18 protein-coding genes are annotated in these 19,136 nt (G+C 38.5%); 3 read left to right on the top strand and 15 right to left on the bottom strand.

Features of this window, described 5'->3' with window-relative positions; genetic code table 11:
- Positions 1–23 precede the first annotated feature (23 nt).
- From ychF to rsmG, 5 genes are read right to left on the bottom strand one after another with little or no spacing between them, the layout of a single operon-like run.
- Positions 24–1,124: a redox-regulated ATPase YchF gene (ychF, locus tag EIH20_RS02430; protein WP_124057776.1), complete on the bottom strand. Its 1,101-nt coding sequence runs from the start codon at positions 1,122–1,124 to the stop codon at positions 24–26.
- A 9-nt stretch (positions 1,125–1,133) separates the two neighbouring features.
- On the bottom strand, positions 1,134–1,364 hold the full coding sequence (locus tag EIH20_RS02425; protein WP_124057775.1) for a DUF951 domain-containing protein: 231 nt from the start codon (positions 1,362–1,364) through the stop codon (positions 1,134–1,136).
- A gap of 12 nt (positions 1,365–1,376) precedes the next feature.
- Positions 1,377–2,258: a ParB/RepB/Spo0J family partition protein gene (locus tag EIH20_RS02420; protein ID WP_124057774.1), complete on the bottom strand. Its 882-nt coding sequence runs from the start codon at positions 2,256–2,258 to the stop codon at positions 1,377–1,379.
- Positions 2,248–3,012, bottom strand: a complete 765-nt coding sequence (locus EIH20_RS02415) for a ParA family protein (RefSeq protein WP_124057773.1) — start codon at positions 3,010–3,012, stop codon at positions 2,248–2,250. The genes EIH20_RS02420 and EIH20_RS02415 overlap by 11 nt, the downstream gene beginning before the upstream one ends.
- Positions 3,013–3,032: 20 nt before the next feature.
- Positions 3,033–3,752: a 16S rRNA (guanine(527)-N(7))-methyltransferase RsmG gene (rsmG, locus tag EIH20_RS02410; RefSeq protein ID WP_124057772.1), complete on the bottom strand. Its 720-nt coding sequence runs from the start codon at positions 3,750–3,752 to the stop codon at positions 3,033–3,035.
- A 317-nt stretch (positions 3,753–4,069) separates the two neighbouring features.
- Between rsmG and EIH20_RS02405 the strand changes: the two genes are divergently transcribed.
- Complete coding sequence (locus EIH20_RS02405; protein ID WP_124057771.1) at positions 4,070–5,209, top strand: hypothetical protein; 1,140 nt, start codon at positions 4,070–4,072, stop codon at positions 5,207–5,209.
- A 78-nt stretch (positions 5,210–5,287) separates the two neighbouring features.
- Here EIH20_RS02405 and mnmG read toward each other — a convergent pair whose 3' ends face one another.
- From mnmG to mnmE, 3 genes are read right to left on the bottom strand one after another with little or no spacing between them, the layout of a single operon-like run.
- The gene (gene mnmG, locus EIH20_RS02400) at positions 5,288–7,216 is read right to left on the bottom strand and encodes a tRNA uridine-5-carboxymethylaminomethyl(34) synthesis enzyme MnmG (protein WP_124057770.1); all 1,929 of its coding nucleotides are present in this window, start codon (positions 7,214–7,216) and stop codon (positions 5,288–5,290) included.
- A 14-nt stretch (positions 7,217–7,230) separates the two neighbouring features.
- Complete coding sequence (locus EIH20_RS02395; RefSeq protein ID WP_164470848.1) at positions 7,231–7,701, bottom strand: NUDIX hydrolase; 471 nt, start codon at positions 7,699–7,701, stop codon at positions 7,231–7,233.
- 7 nt (positions 7,702–7,708) lie between these two features.
- On the bottom strand, positions 7,709–9,088 hold the full coding sequence (gene mnmE / locus EIH20_RS02390) for a tRNA uridine-5-carboxymethylaminomethyl(34) synthesis GTPase MnmE (protein ID WP_124057768.1): 1,380 nt from the start codon (positions 9,086–9,088) through the stop codon (positions 7,709–7,711).
- A gap of 239 nt (positions 9,089–9,327) precedes the next feature.
- Here mnmE and treR point away from each other — a divergent pair, with 239 nt between their 5' ends.
- The gene (gene treR / locus EIH20_RS02385) at positions 9,328–10,047 is read left to right on the top strand and encodes a trehalose operon repressor (protein WP_124057767.1); all 720 of its coding nucleotides are present in this window, start codon (positions 9,328–9,330) and stop codon (positions 10,045–10,047) included.
- Between the two features lie 77 nt (positions 10,048–10,124).
- Here the strand turns inward: treR and EIH20_RS02380 are convergent, their stop codons facing one another.
- The 7 genes from EIH20_RS02380 to rpmH form a co-directional block, all read right to left on the bottom strand.
- Positions 10,125–11,348: a hypothetical protein gene (locus EIH20_RS02380; RefSeq protein ID WP_124057766.1), complete on the bottom strand. Its 1,224-nt coding sequence runs from the start codon at positions 11,346–11,348 to the stop codon at positions 10,125–10,127.
- Between the two features lie 181 nt (positions 11,349–11,529).
- A complete protein-coding gene (gene treC / locus EIH20_RS02375) occupies positions 11,530–13,197 on the bottom strand; it encodes an alpha,alpha-phosphotrehalase (RefSeq protein WP_124057765.1) in 1,668 nt (555 codons plus the stop codon).
- Positions 13,198–13,221: 24 nt separating this feature from the next.
- A complete protein-coding gene (gene treP / locus EIH20_RS02370) occupies positions 13,222–14,679 on the bottom strand; it encodes a PTS system trehalose-specific EIIBC component (RefSeq protein WP_124057764.1) in 1,458 nt (485 codons plus the stop codon).
- 164 nt (positions 14,680–14,843) lie between these two features.
- Positions 14,844–15,743: an RNA-binding cell elongation regulator Jag/EloR gene (gene jag / locus EIH20_RS02365; protein ID WP_124057763.1), complete on the bottom strand. Its 900-nt coding sequence runs from the start codon at positions 15,741–15,743 to the stop codon at positions 14,844–14,846.
- Positions 15,744–15,765: 22 nt separating this feature from the next.
- Complete coding sequence (locus tag EIH20_RS02360; protein WP_124057762.1) at positions 15,766–16,596, bottom strand: YidC/Oxa1 family membrane protein insertase; 831 nt, start codon at positions 16,594–16,596, stop codon at positions 15,766–15,768.
- The gene (gene rnpA, locus EIH20_RS02355) at positions 16,583–16,966 is read right to left on the bottom strand and encodes a ribonuclease P protein component (protein ID WP_124057761.1); all 384 of its coding nucleotides are present in this window, start codon (positions 16,964–16,966) and stop codon (positions 16,583–16,585) included. The genes EIH20_RS02360 and rnpA overlap by 14 nt, the downstream gene beginning before the upstream one ends.
- A 158-nt stretch (positions 16,967–17,124) precedes the next feature.
- Positions 17,125–17,259 (bottom strand): 50S ribosomal protein L34, encoded by a 135-nt coding sequence (gene rpmH / locus EIH20_RS02350; protein WP_124057760.1) that lies wholly within the window; start codon positions 17,257–17,259, stop codon positions 17,125–17,127.
- Positions 17,260–17,759: 500 nt separating this feature from the next.
- Between rpmH and dnaA the strand changes: the two genes are divergently transcribed.
- Entirely contained in the window at positions 17,760–19,103 is a 1,344-nt protein-coding gene (gene dnaA / locus EIH20_RS02345) for a chromosomal replication initiator protein DnaA (RefSeq protein WP_124057759.1), read from the top strand.
- Positions 19,104–19,136 lie beyond the last annotated feature (33 nt).

The raw sequence follows: 19,136 nt of genomic DNA, 5'->3' as shown, positions 1-19,136 counted from the left end.
ACTCCTTTTTGGCTTTAGTTCGCTTAGACATTAAAGCGGAATAACATGATGTCGCCATCAGCTACCACATATTCTTTACCTTCAGAACGAACACGTCCTGCTTCTTTAGCGGCTATCATAGTCTTGTAAGTCATCAAATCTTCATAGGAGACGGTTTCAGCACGAATAAATCCACGCTCGAAGTCAGTATGAATAATCCCAGCTGCTTGTGGAGCTTTCATGCCTTTACGGAAAGTCCAAGCCCGAACTTCTTGTTCACCAGCTGTAAAGTAAGTTGCTAAGCCTAAGAGAGAATAAACATGTTGGATGAGACGATCTAATCCGGATTCTTCAATACCGAAGTCCTCTAAGAAAACTTGCTTTTCTTCATCATCTAGTTCAGCAATTTCTTCTTCCAAGCGAGCACAAACAGGAACGACTTGTGCCCCTTGCTGATTAGCTAATTCTTGCACTTGTGCCAAGTAAGGATTACCGCTTGGATCGGTAACTTCCTCTTCACTAATATTCGCTACATATAGCATTTTTTTGCGGGTTAACAAGAAAAGATTGCGAACGATTGGCAATTGTTCATCATAAAATTCAACAGCGTTAGCTAATTGCCCATTTTCTAGGGCTTGTTTTAATTTCTCCAAGACTTCAAGTTCCATCACGGCATCTTTGTCTTTGGTTTTGGCTAACTTGGCCACTCGACCTAAGCGTTTCTCGATTGTTTCTAAGTCAGCAAAAATCAATTCCATATTGATGGTCTCAATATCAGCAATCGGATCTACTTTACCAGCCACGTGGGTAATATTGCCATCATCGAAGCAACGTACGACATGACAAATCGCATCAACTTGACGGATATGGCTTAAAAATTTATTACCCAAACCTTCGCCCCGACTAGCACCTTTAACAATACCGGCAATATCGGTAAATTCAATGGTTGTAGGGACTGTTTTTTTAGGGGTGATGAGCTGCGTAATATCCCACAAACGTTTATCGGGCACTTCTACAATCCCAACATTAGGATCAATAGTGGCAAAAGGATAGTTAGCCGCTTCAACACCGGCTTTAGTAATTGCATTAAATAGGGTTGATTTACCTACATTGGGTAACCCTACAATTCCAGCTGTTAATGACATGTATTCACTCTACTTTCTTTGGGTCTCTTCAGGATTGACTTTCGGTTGGTTCTGTACAAGGACCCGTTTCATTTTTTTCTCAAAATCGCGTCGGGTCATGGTGACAATATGGCCACAATTTTGGCATTTAATCCGGATATCCATGCCCATGCGGATAATTTCCCAACGATTAGTCTGGCAAGCATGGGGTTTGCGCATTTCGACAATGTCTAATTTGTCATATTGTTTTGGATTGGTCATCAATTTCCTCCATTATACGTGTATATCTAATAAATCTAGAATGCGAATCAAATCCGATTCGGAAAGAAATTCAATCTCAATCTTACCTTTTTGACCTTTTTGTAAAATGCTCGCCCCTGTTCCAAAGCGCTCTTGGATCCGATGTTCACATTCTAAGATATGTTGTGGTTTCTGTTCTTGTCGTGCGCGTTTTTTAGGTTCAACTTCTTCTTTAGTGTTCACTTGTTGGACCAATTCTTCCACCTGGCGAACAGTCAATTGTTGCTTAATAACCCGCTCAGCTACAGGAATCATTTGTTTCTTATCCTTTAGGGAAAGCAAGGTTCGGGCTTGACCCATCGATAATTGTTGTTGCGACACCCAGGTCTTAATCTTATCTGGCAAGGATAAAAGACGTAAATAGTTTGCGATATAGGGACGACTTTTACCAATGCGTTCAGCCACTTGGGCCTGAGTCAGTTCTAATTTCCGCATCAACATGTCATAAGCTTCTGCCTCTTCAAGTGCACTCAAGTCTTCCCGTTGCAAGTTCTCAATAACGGCAATTTCGATCATCGCCTGTTCATCCAATTGACGAACGATTGCCGGAATGGTTTCTTTTTCCGCTAAGCGGCTAGCACGAACCCGCCGTTCGCCGGCGATAAGCTCATAGCCTTTAATCGAAGATTTGCGTAAGATGACAGGTTGAAAGACACCTGATTGCTTAATCGATTCAGCCAATTCTTTTAAGGCTTCTTCATCAAAGCTTTTACGTGGTTGGTAAGGATTGGGCCGAATATCCGCTAGAGCGATTTCAACTACTTGTTCATTCTCATTAGGAGTTTCTTCATAGGGTGTAAAGAGGGCTTCCATCCCCCGGCCTAAGCCACCTGTTTTTCGTGTCTTATTCACCATTTGCCAACACTTCCTTTGCTAAATCCAGATACATTTCAGCACCACGAGAGCGAGGATCATAATCAATGATAGATTGTCCATAAGATGGAGCTTCAGATAAACGAATATTACGTGAGATAATGGTATTATAGACCTTTTCTTGGAAATACTTCCGCACTTCTTCGACTACTTCATAACCCAAATTCGTCCGTGCATCCAACATGGTTAGAAGGACTCCTTCAATACGGAAATCTTTATTATAAGACCGTTGTACTAGGCGAATGGTATTGAGCAATTGACTCAAGCCTTCCAAAGCATAATATTCACATTGGACAGGAATTAAGATGGTATCTGAAGCTGTAAAAGCATTAATCGATAATTGTCCCAAAGAAGGAGGGCAGTCAATTAAGATATAATCATACTGATCTTTAATTGGTTCAACGGCATCTTTTAAACGCAATTCACGGCTTTTTACATTGGATAATTCCAGTTCTGCCGCCGCTAATTGAATGGTAGACGGAACAACAAATAGATTATCTCGTGAAGTTGGCACCACACATTCTGCCATAGGCACTTGATCGACGAGAATTTCATAAAGGCTGTGTTTAACATCGCCTCGTTCCACACCCAAACCACTGGTTGCATTGCCTTGTGAATCTGAGTCAATAATTAAAACCTTTTTACCTAAGGAAGCCAATGCTGCACCTAGGTTTACGGTAGTAGTGGTCTTGCCGACGCCACCTTTTTGATTTCCGACAGCAATCATTTTTCCCATCTTATGCATCCTCCATTCGCTTAGATAATTGGTTCTTTGGCCGGTTTACCAGCCCGTCTTGGGTATTTTTTTGGTGTTTCTTTGGTTTTCTTCAACTTTAAGAAAAAACGTTCACTTTCTTCAATTGGCAATAAAGCCGTTTCTTGCTCGACCAACTTAGCACCAAGAACCGCAATGGCTGTTTTGGCTTCTTGAATTTCTTCCTGAGCTTTTTGGCCTTTCATGGCTAAGAAATAACCACCCTGCTTCACTAAAGGCAGACAAAATTCACACAAAATATTTAAGGCTGCAACCGCCCGGGCCGTCACTAAGTCGAATTGACCACGAAACTGAGGATCTTGACCCACCTCTTCGGCACGGCCATGTACACATATCACTTGCTCTAAGCCGAGTGTCTCGACCAAAAGATTTAAAAAGTTAATTCGCTTATTGAGTGAATCAACAATGGTTACCTTTAACTCAGGTTTCACAATTTTAAGAGGGATTGATGGAAAGCCCGCTCCCGCTCCAACATCACATAATGTTAGATCATATGAGTCTAAGGGCATAACCCATAAAGGCATCAAACAATCATAGAAATGTTTCAAATAAACATCGGCTTCATTAGTCAAAGCTGTTAAATTTATTTTTTGATTCCATTCAATTAATAAACGATAATAATCACGGAATTGTTGGATTTGTTCAGGAGACAAGTGAATGCCATGTTGGCTTAATTGCGCTAAAAATTCTTCTTCAGTCATGACTAGCTCCTTCAAATAGATTTGTGAAACAAAAAGTTTCACACGTCTATACTTTAACGTAAAATCAGCCTAATAGCAATGCAAAACCCTGATAAAGTCGATTAAATTTTGGCTAATATACTAGGGCTGATTTACTATGATCCTATGGCTATCTGATTGAAGAAAGGACAATTTATTCAACGAATTGAGACTTGTTTTCTTTACCAAATTTATTCAAACTTCCTTCGAATAATAACAATGTCTATTTATCAGCATTTTTGTTAATATATAAGAGTGAAAGACTACTATTATATATAGAATATGAAAGAGGTGCTTACATGAATCCATTTAAACGTCCCTTATTCAAGCTAATTGCTAGCTTAAGTTTAGTGATGTCCCTTAGTCTACCATCCATTGTCCTTGCTCAAGAAACGCCAAGTAACCAAGCGTCTAATGACATTGTTGGCGTATGGCAAGCCTCAACCCAAGGACCCGCTTTTGTGGTGACCAAACAATCCATCTATTTGAACAAGCAATTCTATCAATTGAAACAAGTTGAAAAGAATAGTGCTGTCCCAAATATTGATACCTATACCCTTCACTTCGATACAGCAAAATTCGTCAAAGATTATGGCCAAGCTGCTCTCGAAAATGAACTGCCTTTTACTTGGCAATACAATCAGACCATGGATACTTTAACTGGTAATTTTACCTATTACCGTCAAATTGATTTGAATACGGTCACAAGTCAAAAAGAAGAATTGCTCAAAACACAACCGATCAATGCCGAACACTTAAGCACTGTTTTGAAAAATTCCATTTCCGGTTATAGCGAAATAGCTCGCCAAGAAGACATTCCTCAAGCTAAGGTGAACCGCTTTATCTACGATCAAATCGTGAAAGAATATCCAGACTTAGGCCTGCTTAAGGGTGATGAATATGGCGAATACTTAAAAATCAGTCGTCAATTACCTGATTTTAAATGGGAAGACTTGAATAAGGCCAACCCAGCAGATGTACTAAGTTGGTATCGTGAAGCCGCTAAAGTTAATAAGAACGACAAGAAAAAAATTGCCGCTGCTTTGAAAAACAAAATTCAAGCTGCGATTAAGGAGTTTGATCAACGCATGAGCCAAGCAGAAAAAGAAGGTCTCAAAACAACTAGTACGGATTCTTCAAGTCAAGATGCTAGCAACCAAGATGAAACCTCAAAAGACGAAACAAATGCTCAGAAAGATCAACCAGCTGTCGACTCCAATGGTAAAAAAATTGAAGGGGTAAAAGCTGAAGCAGTTGATGCCATCAAAAAAACCTACCCAACCATGGCTGGTTCTAATATCACTTACATTGTCACCACTGATCAAGATGATAAAAATGTAATTGTAGTAGAAGTCTATGCTAAAGGAGATGCTCAACTTAATCTAATGGGTATTTTCCATTACTTAAAAGACGCCAAAACCATTCAACAAATTCAATAGAATAAGCAAAAATAAACCCGCCTAGTCTGTTTTACAGATTAGGCGGGTTTTCTTATTGACGGGATAAAATTTTCTTGCTCAAATTTCCTTTTGTGTGGCGTCTGGTTTGTCTCCTAGGCGCGCAATCTTTCCTTGTTGAATGTAGACCGAAAGAATTGCAATATCGGCTGGATTCACTCCTGATACACGGCTGGCTTGAGCCAGAGTAGAAGGTTGAATTTTTTTCAAGCGGTCACGAGCTTCATTAGCTAAGTTATCGACCGCATCATAATCGATGTCATGAGGAATTTGTTTTTCTTCCATAGCCTTCACTTTGTCCACTTTTTGCAAAGCTTTTTTGATGTAGCCTTCATATTTTACTTGAATTTCCACTTGTTCAGCTGCTTGGCGATCAAGGGCTTGATCCTGACGAGGAATAAGAGTTACCAAATCTTGGTAGCGAATCTCAGGACGGCGTAGCAAATCAATTGCCAAGATACCATCTAATAATTGAGTAGAGTGTCTTTCCGCAAGAAATTCAGCCAGGCCTGGAGTTTTCGGTGTAAGGCGAATGGACCCTAAACGGGTCATCTCATCTTCAATGAGAGCTAATTTTGCTTGGAAAGTTTGATAACGCTCTGGAGTCACTAAGCCTAATTGATAACCATACTCGGTTAAACGTAAATCCGCATTATCATGACGAATAAGTAGGCGATATTCTGCCCGTGACGTTAAGAGACGATAAGGCTCGGTAGTCCCTTTGGTCACTAAATCATCAATCATTACTCCAATATAACCTTCACTTCGCTTCATGATGAAAGGCTCTTTACCTTGAACCTTCAAAGCTGCATTAATTCCAGCCATTATCCCTTGACCGGCTGCTTCTTCATAACCCGAAGTCCCATTTGTTTGACCTGCGGTAAATAAATTAGGGATTGCTTTAGTCTCTAGTGATAAGCGAAGTTGATGAGGCACAACTACATCATACTCAATGGCATATCCTAACCGCATTAATTCAGCTTTCTCTAAACCAGGAACCGAGTGTAGCATATCCACTTGCACATCTTCGGGTAGGGAAGTCGACAAACCTTGGACATACATTTCATCTGTTGATAAAGATTCCGGTTCAATAAATAATTGGTGACGCGGTTTATCGCTAAAGCGGACGATTTTATCCTCAATCGATGGGCAATAACGTGCTCCGACTCCTTCAACAATTCCCGTAAACATAGGAGCACGGTGAAGATTTTGCCGAATAATTTCATGGGTAGCTTGACTAGTATGAGTCAACCAACACGGTGTCGAATCCACTTTATAATCTTCATCCGGTGTTAAAAAGGAAAAATGGTTGGGCGCTTGATCACCGGGTTGAATTTCCATAGCGTCAAAGTTGACTGAGTCATGGTGAATTCGTGGTGGCGTTCCTGTCTTAAAGCGAGCAAGTTCTAACCCTAATTCCATTAAGTGTTCAGACAATTTAATCGAAGGCAAGGTATTATTAGGACCAGAAGAATATTTCAAATCACCAATAATAATCTGCCCGCGCGCTGAAGTCCCAGTCGTTAATACAACCGCTTGTGATCGATAAACGGCACCTGTTTGAGTAATAACTCCGCAACATTGACCGTCTTCAATTAAGAGCCGCTCTACAATGCCTTGTTTTAAATCAAGATTAGGAGTGGCTTCAATCGTTTTCTTCATGGTTTCTGAATAGAGCTTTTTATCAGCTTGGGCGCGTAGAGCTTGCACAGCGGGTCCTTTACCGGTATTCAATAGACGCATTTGGATATAGGTCCGATCGATATTGCGACCCATTTCGCCTCCTAAGGCATCGATTTCTCGAACGACCACTCCTTTGGCTGGTCCGCCAATCGATGGATTACAGGGCATAAAGGCCACCATATCTAAGGAAATAGTTAATAAAAGTGTGTGGCATCCCATACGTGCGGATGCTAAAGCCGCTTCTGATCCGGCATGGCCCGCACCGACAATGATGACATCGTAATTTCCTGCTTGATATTCTTGCATGCATTCGTTCCTTTCTATTTTTGATAAAATCTCACTTGGTAATCTTTGAACTCATCAGCTTCATAAATAAATTTTGCTGAAAAGAAAGGGCGATCTTCTAATACCCAACGCAAGAAGATGAGATCACCTTCCCAGGTCGGTTTATCCAAGACTTGATCATAATCGACCCATTCCAACGTACCTTCATCGCAAGGACCAATTTGACCACTAAATTTAGTCACTCGAAAAACATAAGTGTACCAGTCTGTTTCTGGCGTAAATTCAGGAAAAGTAATCAGTCCTTTCAATTCTAACTCTTCCACAATCAAGCCTGTTTCTTCTTGAATTTCACGAATGGCACATTCTTCCGGCGTTTCGCCAGCTTCAAATTTGCCACCCACACCAATCCATTTGCCTTGGTGAACATCATTGGGCTTTTTATTGCGGTGAAGTAATAAGAATTGAGAACCATTGTCAATATAGCAAATGGTAGCTAATTTCATAATCGATTTCCTACTTTCCTAAACAGAATTGGCTAAAGAGTTTAGTCAGTAATTCATCTTGCACACTATCGCCAGTAATTTCACCTAACAAATCCCAAGCCCGGGTAAAGTCAATCTGAATCAAATCAACGGGCAATCCCATCTCACAGGCTTTTTGGACTTCATCTAAAGCGAGGATGGCTTGCTGTAGCAATTGGGTATGACGAGTATTTAAGAGATAATTCAAATCGGCTGTCTGTAATTTGCCCGCAAAAAAGCGAGCTTCAATTTGTTGTTCTAATTGATCCAAACCAGCTTCATCTAACATAGATGTCGTTAAGACTTGATCAGGATTCAACCACTGACTTAAGTCCTCGGTCTTTAAGCGAGAGGGCAGATCTTGCTTATTCAAAATAACCAACCGTTCTTGACCTTGAGTGAAATCTAAGAGTTCGCGGTCGACATCGGTTAATTCTTCAGCCTGATTGAGTAACAGAATCACCAAATCAGCTTCTTCCATGACCTTACGACTCTTTTGCACTCCAATTTTTTCAACCACTTCATCAGTTTGACGAATACCAGCCGTGTCAATTAATTTAAGTGGAACACCGCGAACATTGACATATTCTTCAATCGTATCGCGAGTGGTTCCTTCGATTTCCGTTACAATGGCCTTATCTTCACCGGTTAAGCGATTCAGCAGACTGGATTTTCCTACATTTGGCCGACCAATAATGGCCGTTTTAATGCCTTCACGGAATAATTTCCCTTGATTGGCTTGTTGCATAATCAACCGAATTTCTTGACTAACTTCTTGAGCCATCTGATTTAATTGGTCCAAGGATAATTCTTCGACACCATCATACTCCGGATAATCGATGGTCACTTCAACTTGAGCAAGGGTTTCTAGCATCTTTTGCCGTAAGTTCCGAATTTTAGTCGATAGCGAACCCTGCAATTGATTCAAGGACGCGTCCATGGCTTTGGCAGTTTTAGCATGGATTAAATCCATAATGGCTTCCGCTTGCGATAAGTCAATTCGCCCATTCAAGAAGGCCCGTTTGGTAAATTCACCCGGTTCAGCTAGTCTAGCTCCAACATAAAGTAAAGCTTCTAACACCCGTTGAACAGCGATGATGCCCCCGTGGCAATTGATTTCGACGATATCTTCCCTAGTGAAAGAGCGAGGTCCCCGCATTACTGAAACCATACTTTCATCAATAATTTGGTGATTTAAAGGAGATAAGATATGCCCATAATGAATAGTATGACTAGGCACTTGGGTAAGATCTTTTCCTTTAAAGACTTGGTTGGCAAATTCGACTGCTTGGTCTCCACTTAAACGGACAATACCAATCGCACCTTCACCTAATGCAGTTGAGATAGCGGCAATTGTGTCTTGTTGATACATCTTGATCTCCTTTCAATCCCAAAATTTAGCATAAAAAAAGTGCCGACACGATCCCCCTATAAACTTGACGGAAAGTGAGCACTTTGACTGCTACCTATTTGATAATTCATTTGCATTATACAAAAAGTCCTCTCAAAAAGCAAACACTTGTCTACTATTATAGCCAAATAATCTAGCTTAAACCGATTTTTTGCTGTCAGTTGTCTGGAAAAAATGATACAATGAGCCTGAGGTGTATTATGAATAAATTCGAAAAAATCTACTTAGATATTGAAAAAAAAATAAAAGATGGGATTTATCCGATTGGCTCACTCATTCCAAGTGAACATGACTTAGCAAGTCAATACAATGTCTCACGAGAAACCATTCGTAAAGCCCAAAAAATTCTTTTAGAAAATGGCTTCATTCAAAAAAAACAAGGCCGCGGATCCGTCGTTCTCGACTACAATCGTTTTTCGTTTCCCATTAGTGGCTTGGTTTCTTATAAAGAACTCCAAGAAGAACAACGCATCAATTCGATTACTCATCTGATTCAAAATCGGATTGTACCCGCTCCCGAATTTCTTGTCGGCTTAGAAGATGTCACACCGGATGAAAAATTTATCCATCTAGTTCGTACTCGGGTCATGAATGGAGAAGTCATGATTATTGATGAAGACTATATTCGCTGTAGTGTAGTAGAGCGCATTCCTGACTCCATCGCTAAAGATTCCATCTACCAATACTTTGAACAACAACTAAATTTATCCATTGGCTATGCCACCAAAGAGTTCATTGCTGAGAAAGCAAGCAACATGGATATTGATTTGATGAATTTAAATCCTATGGACTACGTGATAAAAGTAAGTAGCCATGTCTTCCTTGAAGATACGACTTTCTTCCAATATACGACCTCGCATCATCGTCTGGAAAAATTCCGTTTCGCTGAATTCGCTCGTCGTAAACCGCGGTTCAATTAATTTCACCCACAAATCCAACAAAAAAGGTTCGAATCAAGATTGATTCGAACCTTTTAAATTTATATGAAACTTATCACTTATTCTTTTGTCCAAGCTGGATCCACGGTCCATATACCTGGCTGCTGTGGCTTAATATTATATGGAGCCATAATACTACCATTGACGGTTAATTTCACCTGAGAAACTTTGTAATAATCGGCCACCGATTTTACCATAGCTGGAATAACCCCTGCATCAGTTGCCGGATTAAGATTCATCCCATTAACAATACCTGGGGCAAAATCCAAAGTAACGATTTGGTCTTCCACAATCACTTGATTTAAACGATTTTGTCCTGACATCCATCCTTCTTGAAGAAAAAGTTGGGCCCAAGCTCCGACTGGGTCCTCTTGCGGATTGTATTTAAAATCCGTTTCTTTAGCTACTAACAAGGGAGTCTTACCAGCGGGGTTAGGGCTGCTGAAGGTCACATGAAGTCCTTGATTGGTAGCCGCATCTGATTTAGCTTTGACTGGTTCTATACTGGCTAATACTAAGATTTCCTCTTTGCCATCATTGGAATTAATATGACGAGTCGCAATCAAACCGACATTTTCGGCAAAATATTGGATCATGGTCTCGTTATCTAACTTAGTCGTCACTTCAACAATATTTTTAAACTGTCCCGCTGCTAATTCAAGGGATTCATATATGGCTGTAATCGAGCTTTGGTGAACTTGATCATAGGACCAAGTGGTCCCAACCGTAACCGGTTCAGCCAAGAGGGTATATGATGGAACAATAGGATTTGTTTGGGCAGCCGAGCTTAAATCTTCGCCAGCTTTAGCTTCTTCTTGCTCATAAATCAAATTAATTTGACCGCCAAATGGCTGATAAACCTTTGTCTTAGAACCTTGTTCGTAATTCTCGCGAATTTGTAAATAACCCGTTTGTGGATTTTGTAATTCAACAATGGCTTCATATTGGCTTTGACTTGATTGATAGTGGTAACTTTGACTGACTTGACCCGGCAAATATGCCGCTAAGCTTAGCAAGCTACCTTCTGGCAATGATTTGGCTTGCTCAATTGGAAAGGCAAGGTCTTGTTTTTCTTTTTGCTTTTTACTAGCTTGTTTTCCGGCTGATTCATCTGCTTTCTTTCCTTTCAAAGCAGCTTCTTTGGCTTCAATCGAGGCTTGATTCTCCTTACTTAGCTTAATCATAGGTTCTTTTTTACAAGCAGTTAAACTGATGATACAAGCAAACAAGCAGAGAAATTGGCTAATTTTTTTCATGGCTAAAGACCTTTCTGTGAGTTTCATTGAGAATCTTCTTAAGCAATCAACACTTCGCTACTATGATAGCAAAAATCTCAACAAATTGAACTAATTATTCGCTAATTATTCCTCGTCTAATTTACCATAAAAAATACAGCCAAGTGGACCTTTCTTAGCTACATAAGCTGAGGAAGATGCTTGACTGCCTGTTATTGATTCGAGTTGACTAGGCCTGTTCGTTAAAATAAAAAGCTACTGTTTCATAAGGAGCAAGTTCTATTTCTGAATTCAAGGCCATTAAAGGACCATTTCCGATTAACTTTTTAGCTGATCGATCAATAAATTCACTTGGTAGGGTAAGACGAATCGTTCCTGGATAAAAATGACTGAGAACTAGCAGTTGTTGATCTTTTATTTCTCTTACATAAGCCATGACTTGTGGATGCTCTAAGAGTAAACCACGATAAGTTCCATAGGCAATCACATCATACTCTTTACGCAAACGAATTAAGTTTTGGTAATAGTTAAAGATGTGACCTTGGCTTAATTCTCGCTCTACATTAATTTGTGGATAATTAGGCGCCACACTCAACCAAGGTTGTCCTTGAGTAAAGCCCGCATGAGGACTATCATCCCACTGCATAGGCGTCCGACTCGTATCACGCGACTTAGCTTGAATGATCGACATGGCTTCAGCTGGACTGACACCTTTTGCCAATAAAAGTTGATAATTATTATGGGTTTCCACATCATCATACAAATCAATCTCGGCAAAATCAGGATTAGTCATACCAATTTCTTCCCCTTGATAAATATAAGGAGTTCCTCTTAAGAATTGAATTGTTTGAGCTAACATAGTTTGCGTCTCAAATGGATAGTGATCGGGATCGCCAAACCGTGAGTTAGAACGCGGTTGATCATGGTTGTTTAAGAAGAGGGCATTCCAACCTTGACCATCTGACATGCCTCGTTGCCATTCATCTAAAATAGCTTTTAACTGAAGGAAATCGAAAGCTGGGTTGGACCATTTTTCTCCATCCTGATAATCAACTTTTAAATGATGGAAACTAAAAATCATGGATAATTCTTTTTCGCTAGGATTGGAATACTGAACACCATTTAAAACATTAGTCGAAGACATTTCACCAACTGTAATAATGTCATCACGTTGACCAAAGGAAGCTTGATTCATTTCTTTAATCCACTGATGCACAATAGGAGTATCCGTATAAAGGCTTTTCTCTTGGGCCGAACCGGGTTCTTGACTGTCGATTAAGACGGGCGACTTACCAATGACATTCAAGACATCGAAACGAAATCCCTTAACGCCTTTAGTCAACCAAAAGTTTAAAACCTTTTGCAATTCTAAGCGTACTTGTGGGTTGTGCCAATTTAGATCCGCTTGGGTGACATCATATAGATGGAGATAATAGAGTTCTGTTTCACCAAAGCGTGCCCAAGCTGGTCCACCAAATTTAGAATCCCAGTTAGTGGGTAGCGATCCATCCTCTTTGGCTGGCCGCAAATAATAATAATCTTGATAAGTTTCATCACCGGCTAAGGCTTTTTGAAACCATTCATGGTCTGTCGAGGTATGATTGAAGACCATATCCATCATGATATCAATCTTATGTTGTTGACAGACTTGAACCAAGTGTTCAAAATCTTCCATGCTACCAAAACGCGGATCAATGGCACAATAATCGGCTACATCATAGCCATTATCATGTTGTGGGGAAGGATAAAATGGATTTAACCAAATCATATCCACCCCTAATTGGGCTAAGTATGGGATTTTTTCAATGACACCAGGTAAATCTCCTAATCCATCGCCATTACTGTCTTTAAATGATTTTGTATAGACTTGATATATTACTTTTTTAGCTAAATCCATAAAAACTCCTTTAATCTAATAGGCTTATTTCTTTAAGAAAGGAATATCAAATTCTACCGTATTTTGGGTTAAGATCTTGTTCTTGTTGAAGAAAATCGTTAAAACAAATGGCACCACGATGGCCACAGCCATACAGACAAAAAACATAACCATTGATTTTGGTTGAATAACTAAGAAACCAGGTAGACCCCCAACACCAATTGAATTGGCTGTTACTTTGGTCGAGGTAGCAATTAAACCGGCAATTCCTGACCCAATCATAGCAGCTACAAATGGATATAAATACTTGATATTCACCCCGAACATAGCAGGTTCAGTGACCCCTAGATAAGCTGAAATCATTGATGGCAAGGTAATTTGAGTTTCATTTTCATCGTGACGAGTTAACCACCAAACACCTAGAACAGCTGAACCTTGAGCAATGTTAGATAGCGCAATCATTGGCCATAACCCTGTCCCGCCAAAGTCAGCCACTAATTGAGTATCGATGGCGTTTGACATATGGTGCAAACCAGTAATAACAAGTGGAGAATAAAGCGCACCAAAAATTGCTCCGAATAACCAAGAGAATGAACCCGTTAAGCCGGCATATACCACACTAGAGATAGCTTGACCGATTTTCCAACCAATCGGACCTAAAATGGTATGCGCTAAAATAACAGCTGGTAATAAAGCTAGGAAAGGAACTAAAATCATTGACAATACTTCTGGTACGACTTTACGCCAGAACTTCTCTAAGTAAGCTAAGGTTAAGCCGGCAAAAATAGCTGGAATAACTTGGGCTTGATAACCAATCATGTTTAATTTAAATAAACCAAAATCCCACTGTGGAACTTCCCCTTTAGCTAAAGCATCAGCCGCTCCATAAGCATTAAGTAATTGAGGAGATACTAAGGTAATCCCAAGGACAATCCCTAGAATTTGCGTTGTACCCATCTTGCGGGTCACTGACCAAGTAATACCTACAGGTAAGAAGTGGAAGATAGCTTCACCTGGTAACCATAAGAAGGAATTGACACCTGACCAGAAAGGTGAACTTTCAACAATGGTTTTTCCTTGTAAAAAGTCCATCGGTACGCCTTCAAGAATATTACGGAATCCTAAAATAAGACCCCCAACAATAATAGCTGGAATAATTGGAGCAAAGATTTCTGCCATAAAAGCCATAGCCCGTTGAAACATATTTTGATTTTGTTCAGCTGCTTTTTTGACATCGTCTTTTGTAGCTTCACCCACACCGGCTAAAGCCACAAATTCTTTATAAAATTCAGAAACCGCATTCCCAACAATCACTTGAAATTGACCAGCTTGCGTAAAACTACCTTTTACTGACGGTAAAGCTTCAATTGCTTTAATATCTGCTTTATCAGGATCAACTAAAGCAAAACGCATCCGTGTTGCACAGTGAGTCACTGCTGAAATGTTGTCTTTACCACCTATCAAAGTCAGCATTTTTGCTGCATCATCTTTAAAATTTGCCATCAAACACCCTCCTATAATTTGTCTATACAAGTATTTGACTTCATCATATAATGAAAGCGATTGTAATGCAAGTTTTATGCACTTTTATTACTGTAAATTTTTCCGATAAAAAAAGTCTGCTTCCTTTTCTAGAAAGCAGACATTAATAAGTCTAATTTATAGTATTAATTTGCAGTATATTCAACTACTAAATAACGATTAGGATCTTTACCTTCAGAATGTGTTTTAATATGATCCACTTTACTTAAATACGCATGAATTTGTTTACGTTCATAAGAGGGAAGAGGATCTAAGATAACGGGTTGTTTGGTCTTTAAGACTTGTTTGGCTGTGCGTTGAGCCATTTGTTCTAATACACCAGCCCGACGATCACGATAATCGCCTACATTAATAAGAACTGATAAACGGCGACGATCATATTGGTGTAACATAACTTGTGCTAAAATTTGCAAAGCATTAATAATCCGTCCATGTTTACCAATGACAAGACCAGATTTTGGTGAATCAATATTGAAAATCACTTGATTACCAGATTCTTCATAAGACACTGTACCCGGTGCGCCATATTCATTAATGACTGCTTCCAAATATTGAGCTACAAGGGTCCGTGATTGATCAATTTCTTCTTGACTTTGAATAGCTACAGTCTCTTGTTCACTAGCTGTTTCTTGATGGTTCGAATCATTTTCTTCTTCAGCAACTAATTGATTAGCTCTTTCTTCTTTAATAATTTCAAATTGATCATTTGCTGCTGGTTCAACTATGGCTTCATTTTCTTCTAAATCCACTTGAGTTTGCCAAGAATCTTGAGGTTGAGTACCTAAATCAGGACTATTTGTTGATTGGGTTTCTTCTAATTGTTGAGTTAATTCTGACAAAGTCATATCCGACTTCTTGGTTAATTCAACAATAGCATCTTGTTTACCAAAACCAAATAGACCTTTTTTTCCTTCGCTAATCACATTGACTGTAACTTCATCTTGATTAGCGTCTAATCGCGTTAAACCAATTTTAATTGCTTTTTCAACGGATTCAGCTCTGACAGTTGTCGTATTTTCTAACATAATTTTATCCAATCTCCTTACCTTATTTTCTATTTTTTGCTTGTTTTAAAGCTTTCTTTAAAGCTTTTTGTTTAGCCTTTTCAGCGTCTCGTTTAGCTTGACGTTCAGCTAAAATCTTATAAGGATTATTATAAATAAAAGTTTGTGCTAGAGTAATAGCATTTGAAATAACCCAATAGACTGCCACTGCTGACGGTAGACCTAGTGAAATAAAGAGAATCATCAGCGGCATCATATACATCATTGACTTAGTCGTTACATTCGAAGAAGGATTAGCCTTCATCGTAAAGTATGAAGTCGCAAAGGTTAATCCTGCTGCTAAAACTGGTAAGATAAAATAAGGATCAGGATTCCCTAAATTCATCCAGAGAAAATGTCCTTGACGAAGTTCTGGAGTTCGAACAATTGCTTGGTATAAAGCAATCATCACTGGGAACTGAATCAAAAGAGGTAAACAACCTGCATATTGATTCACCCCATGTTCTTTCATCAAAGCTTGTTGTTCTTCTTGCATTGCTTCCATCGATTGACGGTCTTTGTTAGGATATTTTTCTTTTAATTTATCCAATTCTGGTTGAATTTCCATCATATCTCGTTGCGATTTCATCTGCATTTTAGTTAAAGGCAATAGAAGCGTACGTAAAACAATGGTAAAGAGAATAATAGCTAAAGCATAGTGATTGCCTACTAATTTAGCAATCCATAATAAAAATTGCGACAAAGTATAGATTACATAACGATCCCAAATACCAGTTGAATGTTGCGAAACGGCATCTGTTTTACCACAAGCACTCAAGGTGACAACGACACCGATTAATAAGGCTATTTGTAGCCATTGTTTAGTTTTCTTCATTAGATCCTCCTGCTACATCCTTATCAGGATGTTGATCGAGTAAGTGGGTTAGTTTCATTACATGGATGAGCGATTTTTTAACTTGAAAAAAATCTCGTTGGCTAATATCTGGACGAGCAATGACCAAGAAATCCCATTCTGGTTGAATCTGATCTTCTAATTCATGTAAAGCCTGACGAATATATCGTTTAACCTGGTTCCGTTTGACAGCATTACCAATCCGTTTACCAACGGAAATACCTACTCGAAAATGTTCTTGGTTTTCTTTTGGAAAAGTATAAAGAACCAATTGGCGGTTAGCAACCGACGTTCCTTCACTAAATACCTTTTGAAATTCTTTTTCTTTTTTTACACGATATATTTTTTTCACGAAACTACCTCATCTAATCCACTCTACAAACCGTCACTTCATCCTATTATAACTAAAATTCAGCCAAAAGAAAAATTGAATTATCATTTATTTGCAAAAAGCTGGATAAAAATAAGCAAAAAAAAAAAGGCTACTACAAGAGTACCCTTCAAAATTCATTATGCAGCTAATTTTGCTCTACCTTTTAAACGACGTTTTCTTAATACACGACGACCGTTCTTTGTGCTCATTCTTTTACGGAATCCGTGAACTTTTTTACGAGTACGTTTCTTTGGTTGGTAAGTTCTTTTCAAAGTTACACACCTCCTACTAATAGACTATTTATGTACAATACTAAGTTATTTTAATTAAGTATCAAGTGAAAGTCAAGCTGAAATCTCAAATTAAATCATTTTTATCTGAGTTAAAACACACAACTTATGCACAGAATAATAATTATCTGTGTATAAATCTTTTAAATAGCTGACCTTATGCCCAAAAAACTAATCGACTTATCCACAAATAAACAAATTGTTAATAAGATATTAACTTATCCACAATTTCTGTGCATAAGTGTGATAAATATGATAAAATCAGTCTGTTATTAATAAATTTTATCCACAAATATATTTAAATTATGATTTTGAACTTTTTTTATCCTCAACTTTTATGCACTTGTGGATAACTAAATTGTTCATTAGTGGATAAAATCATTTACTCATTTTTACTTGTTGAAAAAAGGGACTATGATACAATAAACATACTATTTAACAAGGAAAATGGGCAAACTATCGAAGTGAGGTGACCGACGCAGATGGACGAAAAAGACGTCTTTTGGCAAGGACTTGTTCAATACTTAAAAGAAGTTCTATCCGATACAACATTTAATAACTGGGTTGTTCCAGTCAAACCACGGCGAATTGCGAATCAATCCATTTCTCTAATTGTTCCGAATAGTTTTATTAAATCTTACTGGGAACGCCATTTATCAGGTTATATTCTTCAATTTAGTTTAGAAAAATATGGAGTAGAATTCCAACCAACTTTTACTATTCTACCTGATAAAACAGAGTTGGAAGAAAAGCTCGAACAAAAATCTGAACAAAATAAATTAATCGAAAATGATATCTTTATTAATTCCCACCTTAATCCAAATTATACTTTTGAAAACTTTGTTATCGGTGAAGATAATAAAATGGCTAACGGTGCAGCTCTAGCTGTCTGTGATGGTCCGGGAAAAACCTACAATCCATTCTTAATTTATGGTGGCGTTGGATTGGGGAAAACGCACTTAATGCAAGCAATTGGAAATGAAATTCACCGTAAAAATCCTCAAGCAAAAATCAAATATGCGACTAGTGAATCGTTCATGAATGACTTTATCAATGCGATTTCCAATGGATCTCAGAAAGAATTTCGCGAAATGTATCGCAATATCGATGTTTTATTAATCGATGATATCCAATTTTTATCGAATAAAGATAAAACCCAAGAAGAATTCTTCCACACTTTTAATGCGCTTTATAATAATGAAAAGCAAATTGTATTAACCAGTGATCGCTTACCCAATAATATCGATAATCTCGAGGAACGTTTAATCAGCCGCTTTAAATGGGGACTATCAACTGACATTACCCCACCTGATTTAGAAACACGGATTGCTATTTTACGTAAAAAAGCCAGTAAAGATCACTTAGATATTAACTCAGAAACTTTAACCTACATTGCTAATAACATTGATACTAACATCCGGGAACTGGAAGGCGCTTTAGTTCGCGTTATCGCTTTTGCTGCTATTAAAGGAAAAGAAATCAACTCCAATTTAGCTGCTGAAGCACTCCAAAGTATTGTCGGTTCTAATGAGAAAAAAGCTCTCACAATTGATGAAATTATTCAAGAAGTTAGCCGCTACTATCAAGTTTCAGTGGCAGAAATTAAAGGAAAAAAACGTACAAAAGAAATCGTCTATCCTCGTCAAATTGCCATGTTTCTAGCCCGTGAATTAACCGATATTTCGTTTCCAAAAATTGGCGAAGATTTCGGTAACAAGAATCATACAACCGTTATTCACGCCTATGAAAAGATTAACGATAGTCGTTTAATAGATGCTAAACTTAAAGAAGAACTTCAACAATTAACAGATCGCTTGAAAAATTAAATGAAGGGCCTTGTGGATAAGTTGAGCACAAAC

It is taken from the genome of Vaginisenegalia massiliensis, from assembly GCF_900604935.1.
Classification (GTDB): Bacteria; Bacillota; Bacilli; order Lactobacillales; family Aerococcaceae; genus Vaginisenegalia; species Vaginisenegalia massiliensis.
This window is presented reverse-complemented; position numbering and strand designations above follow the sequence as displayed.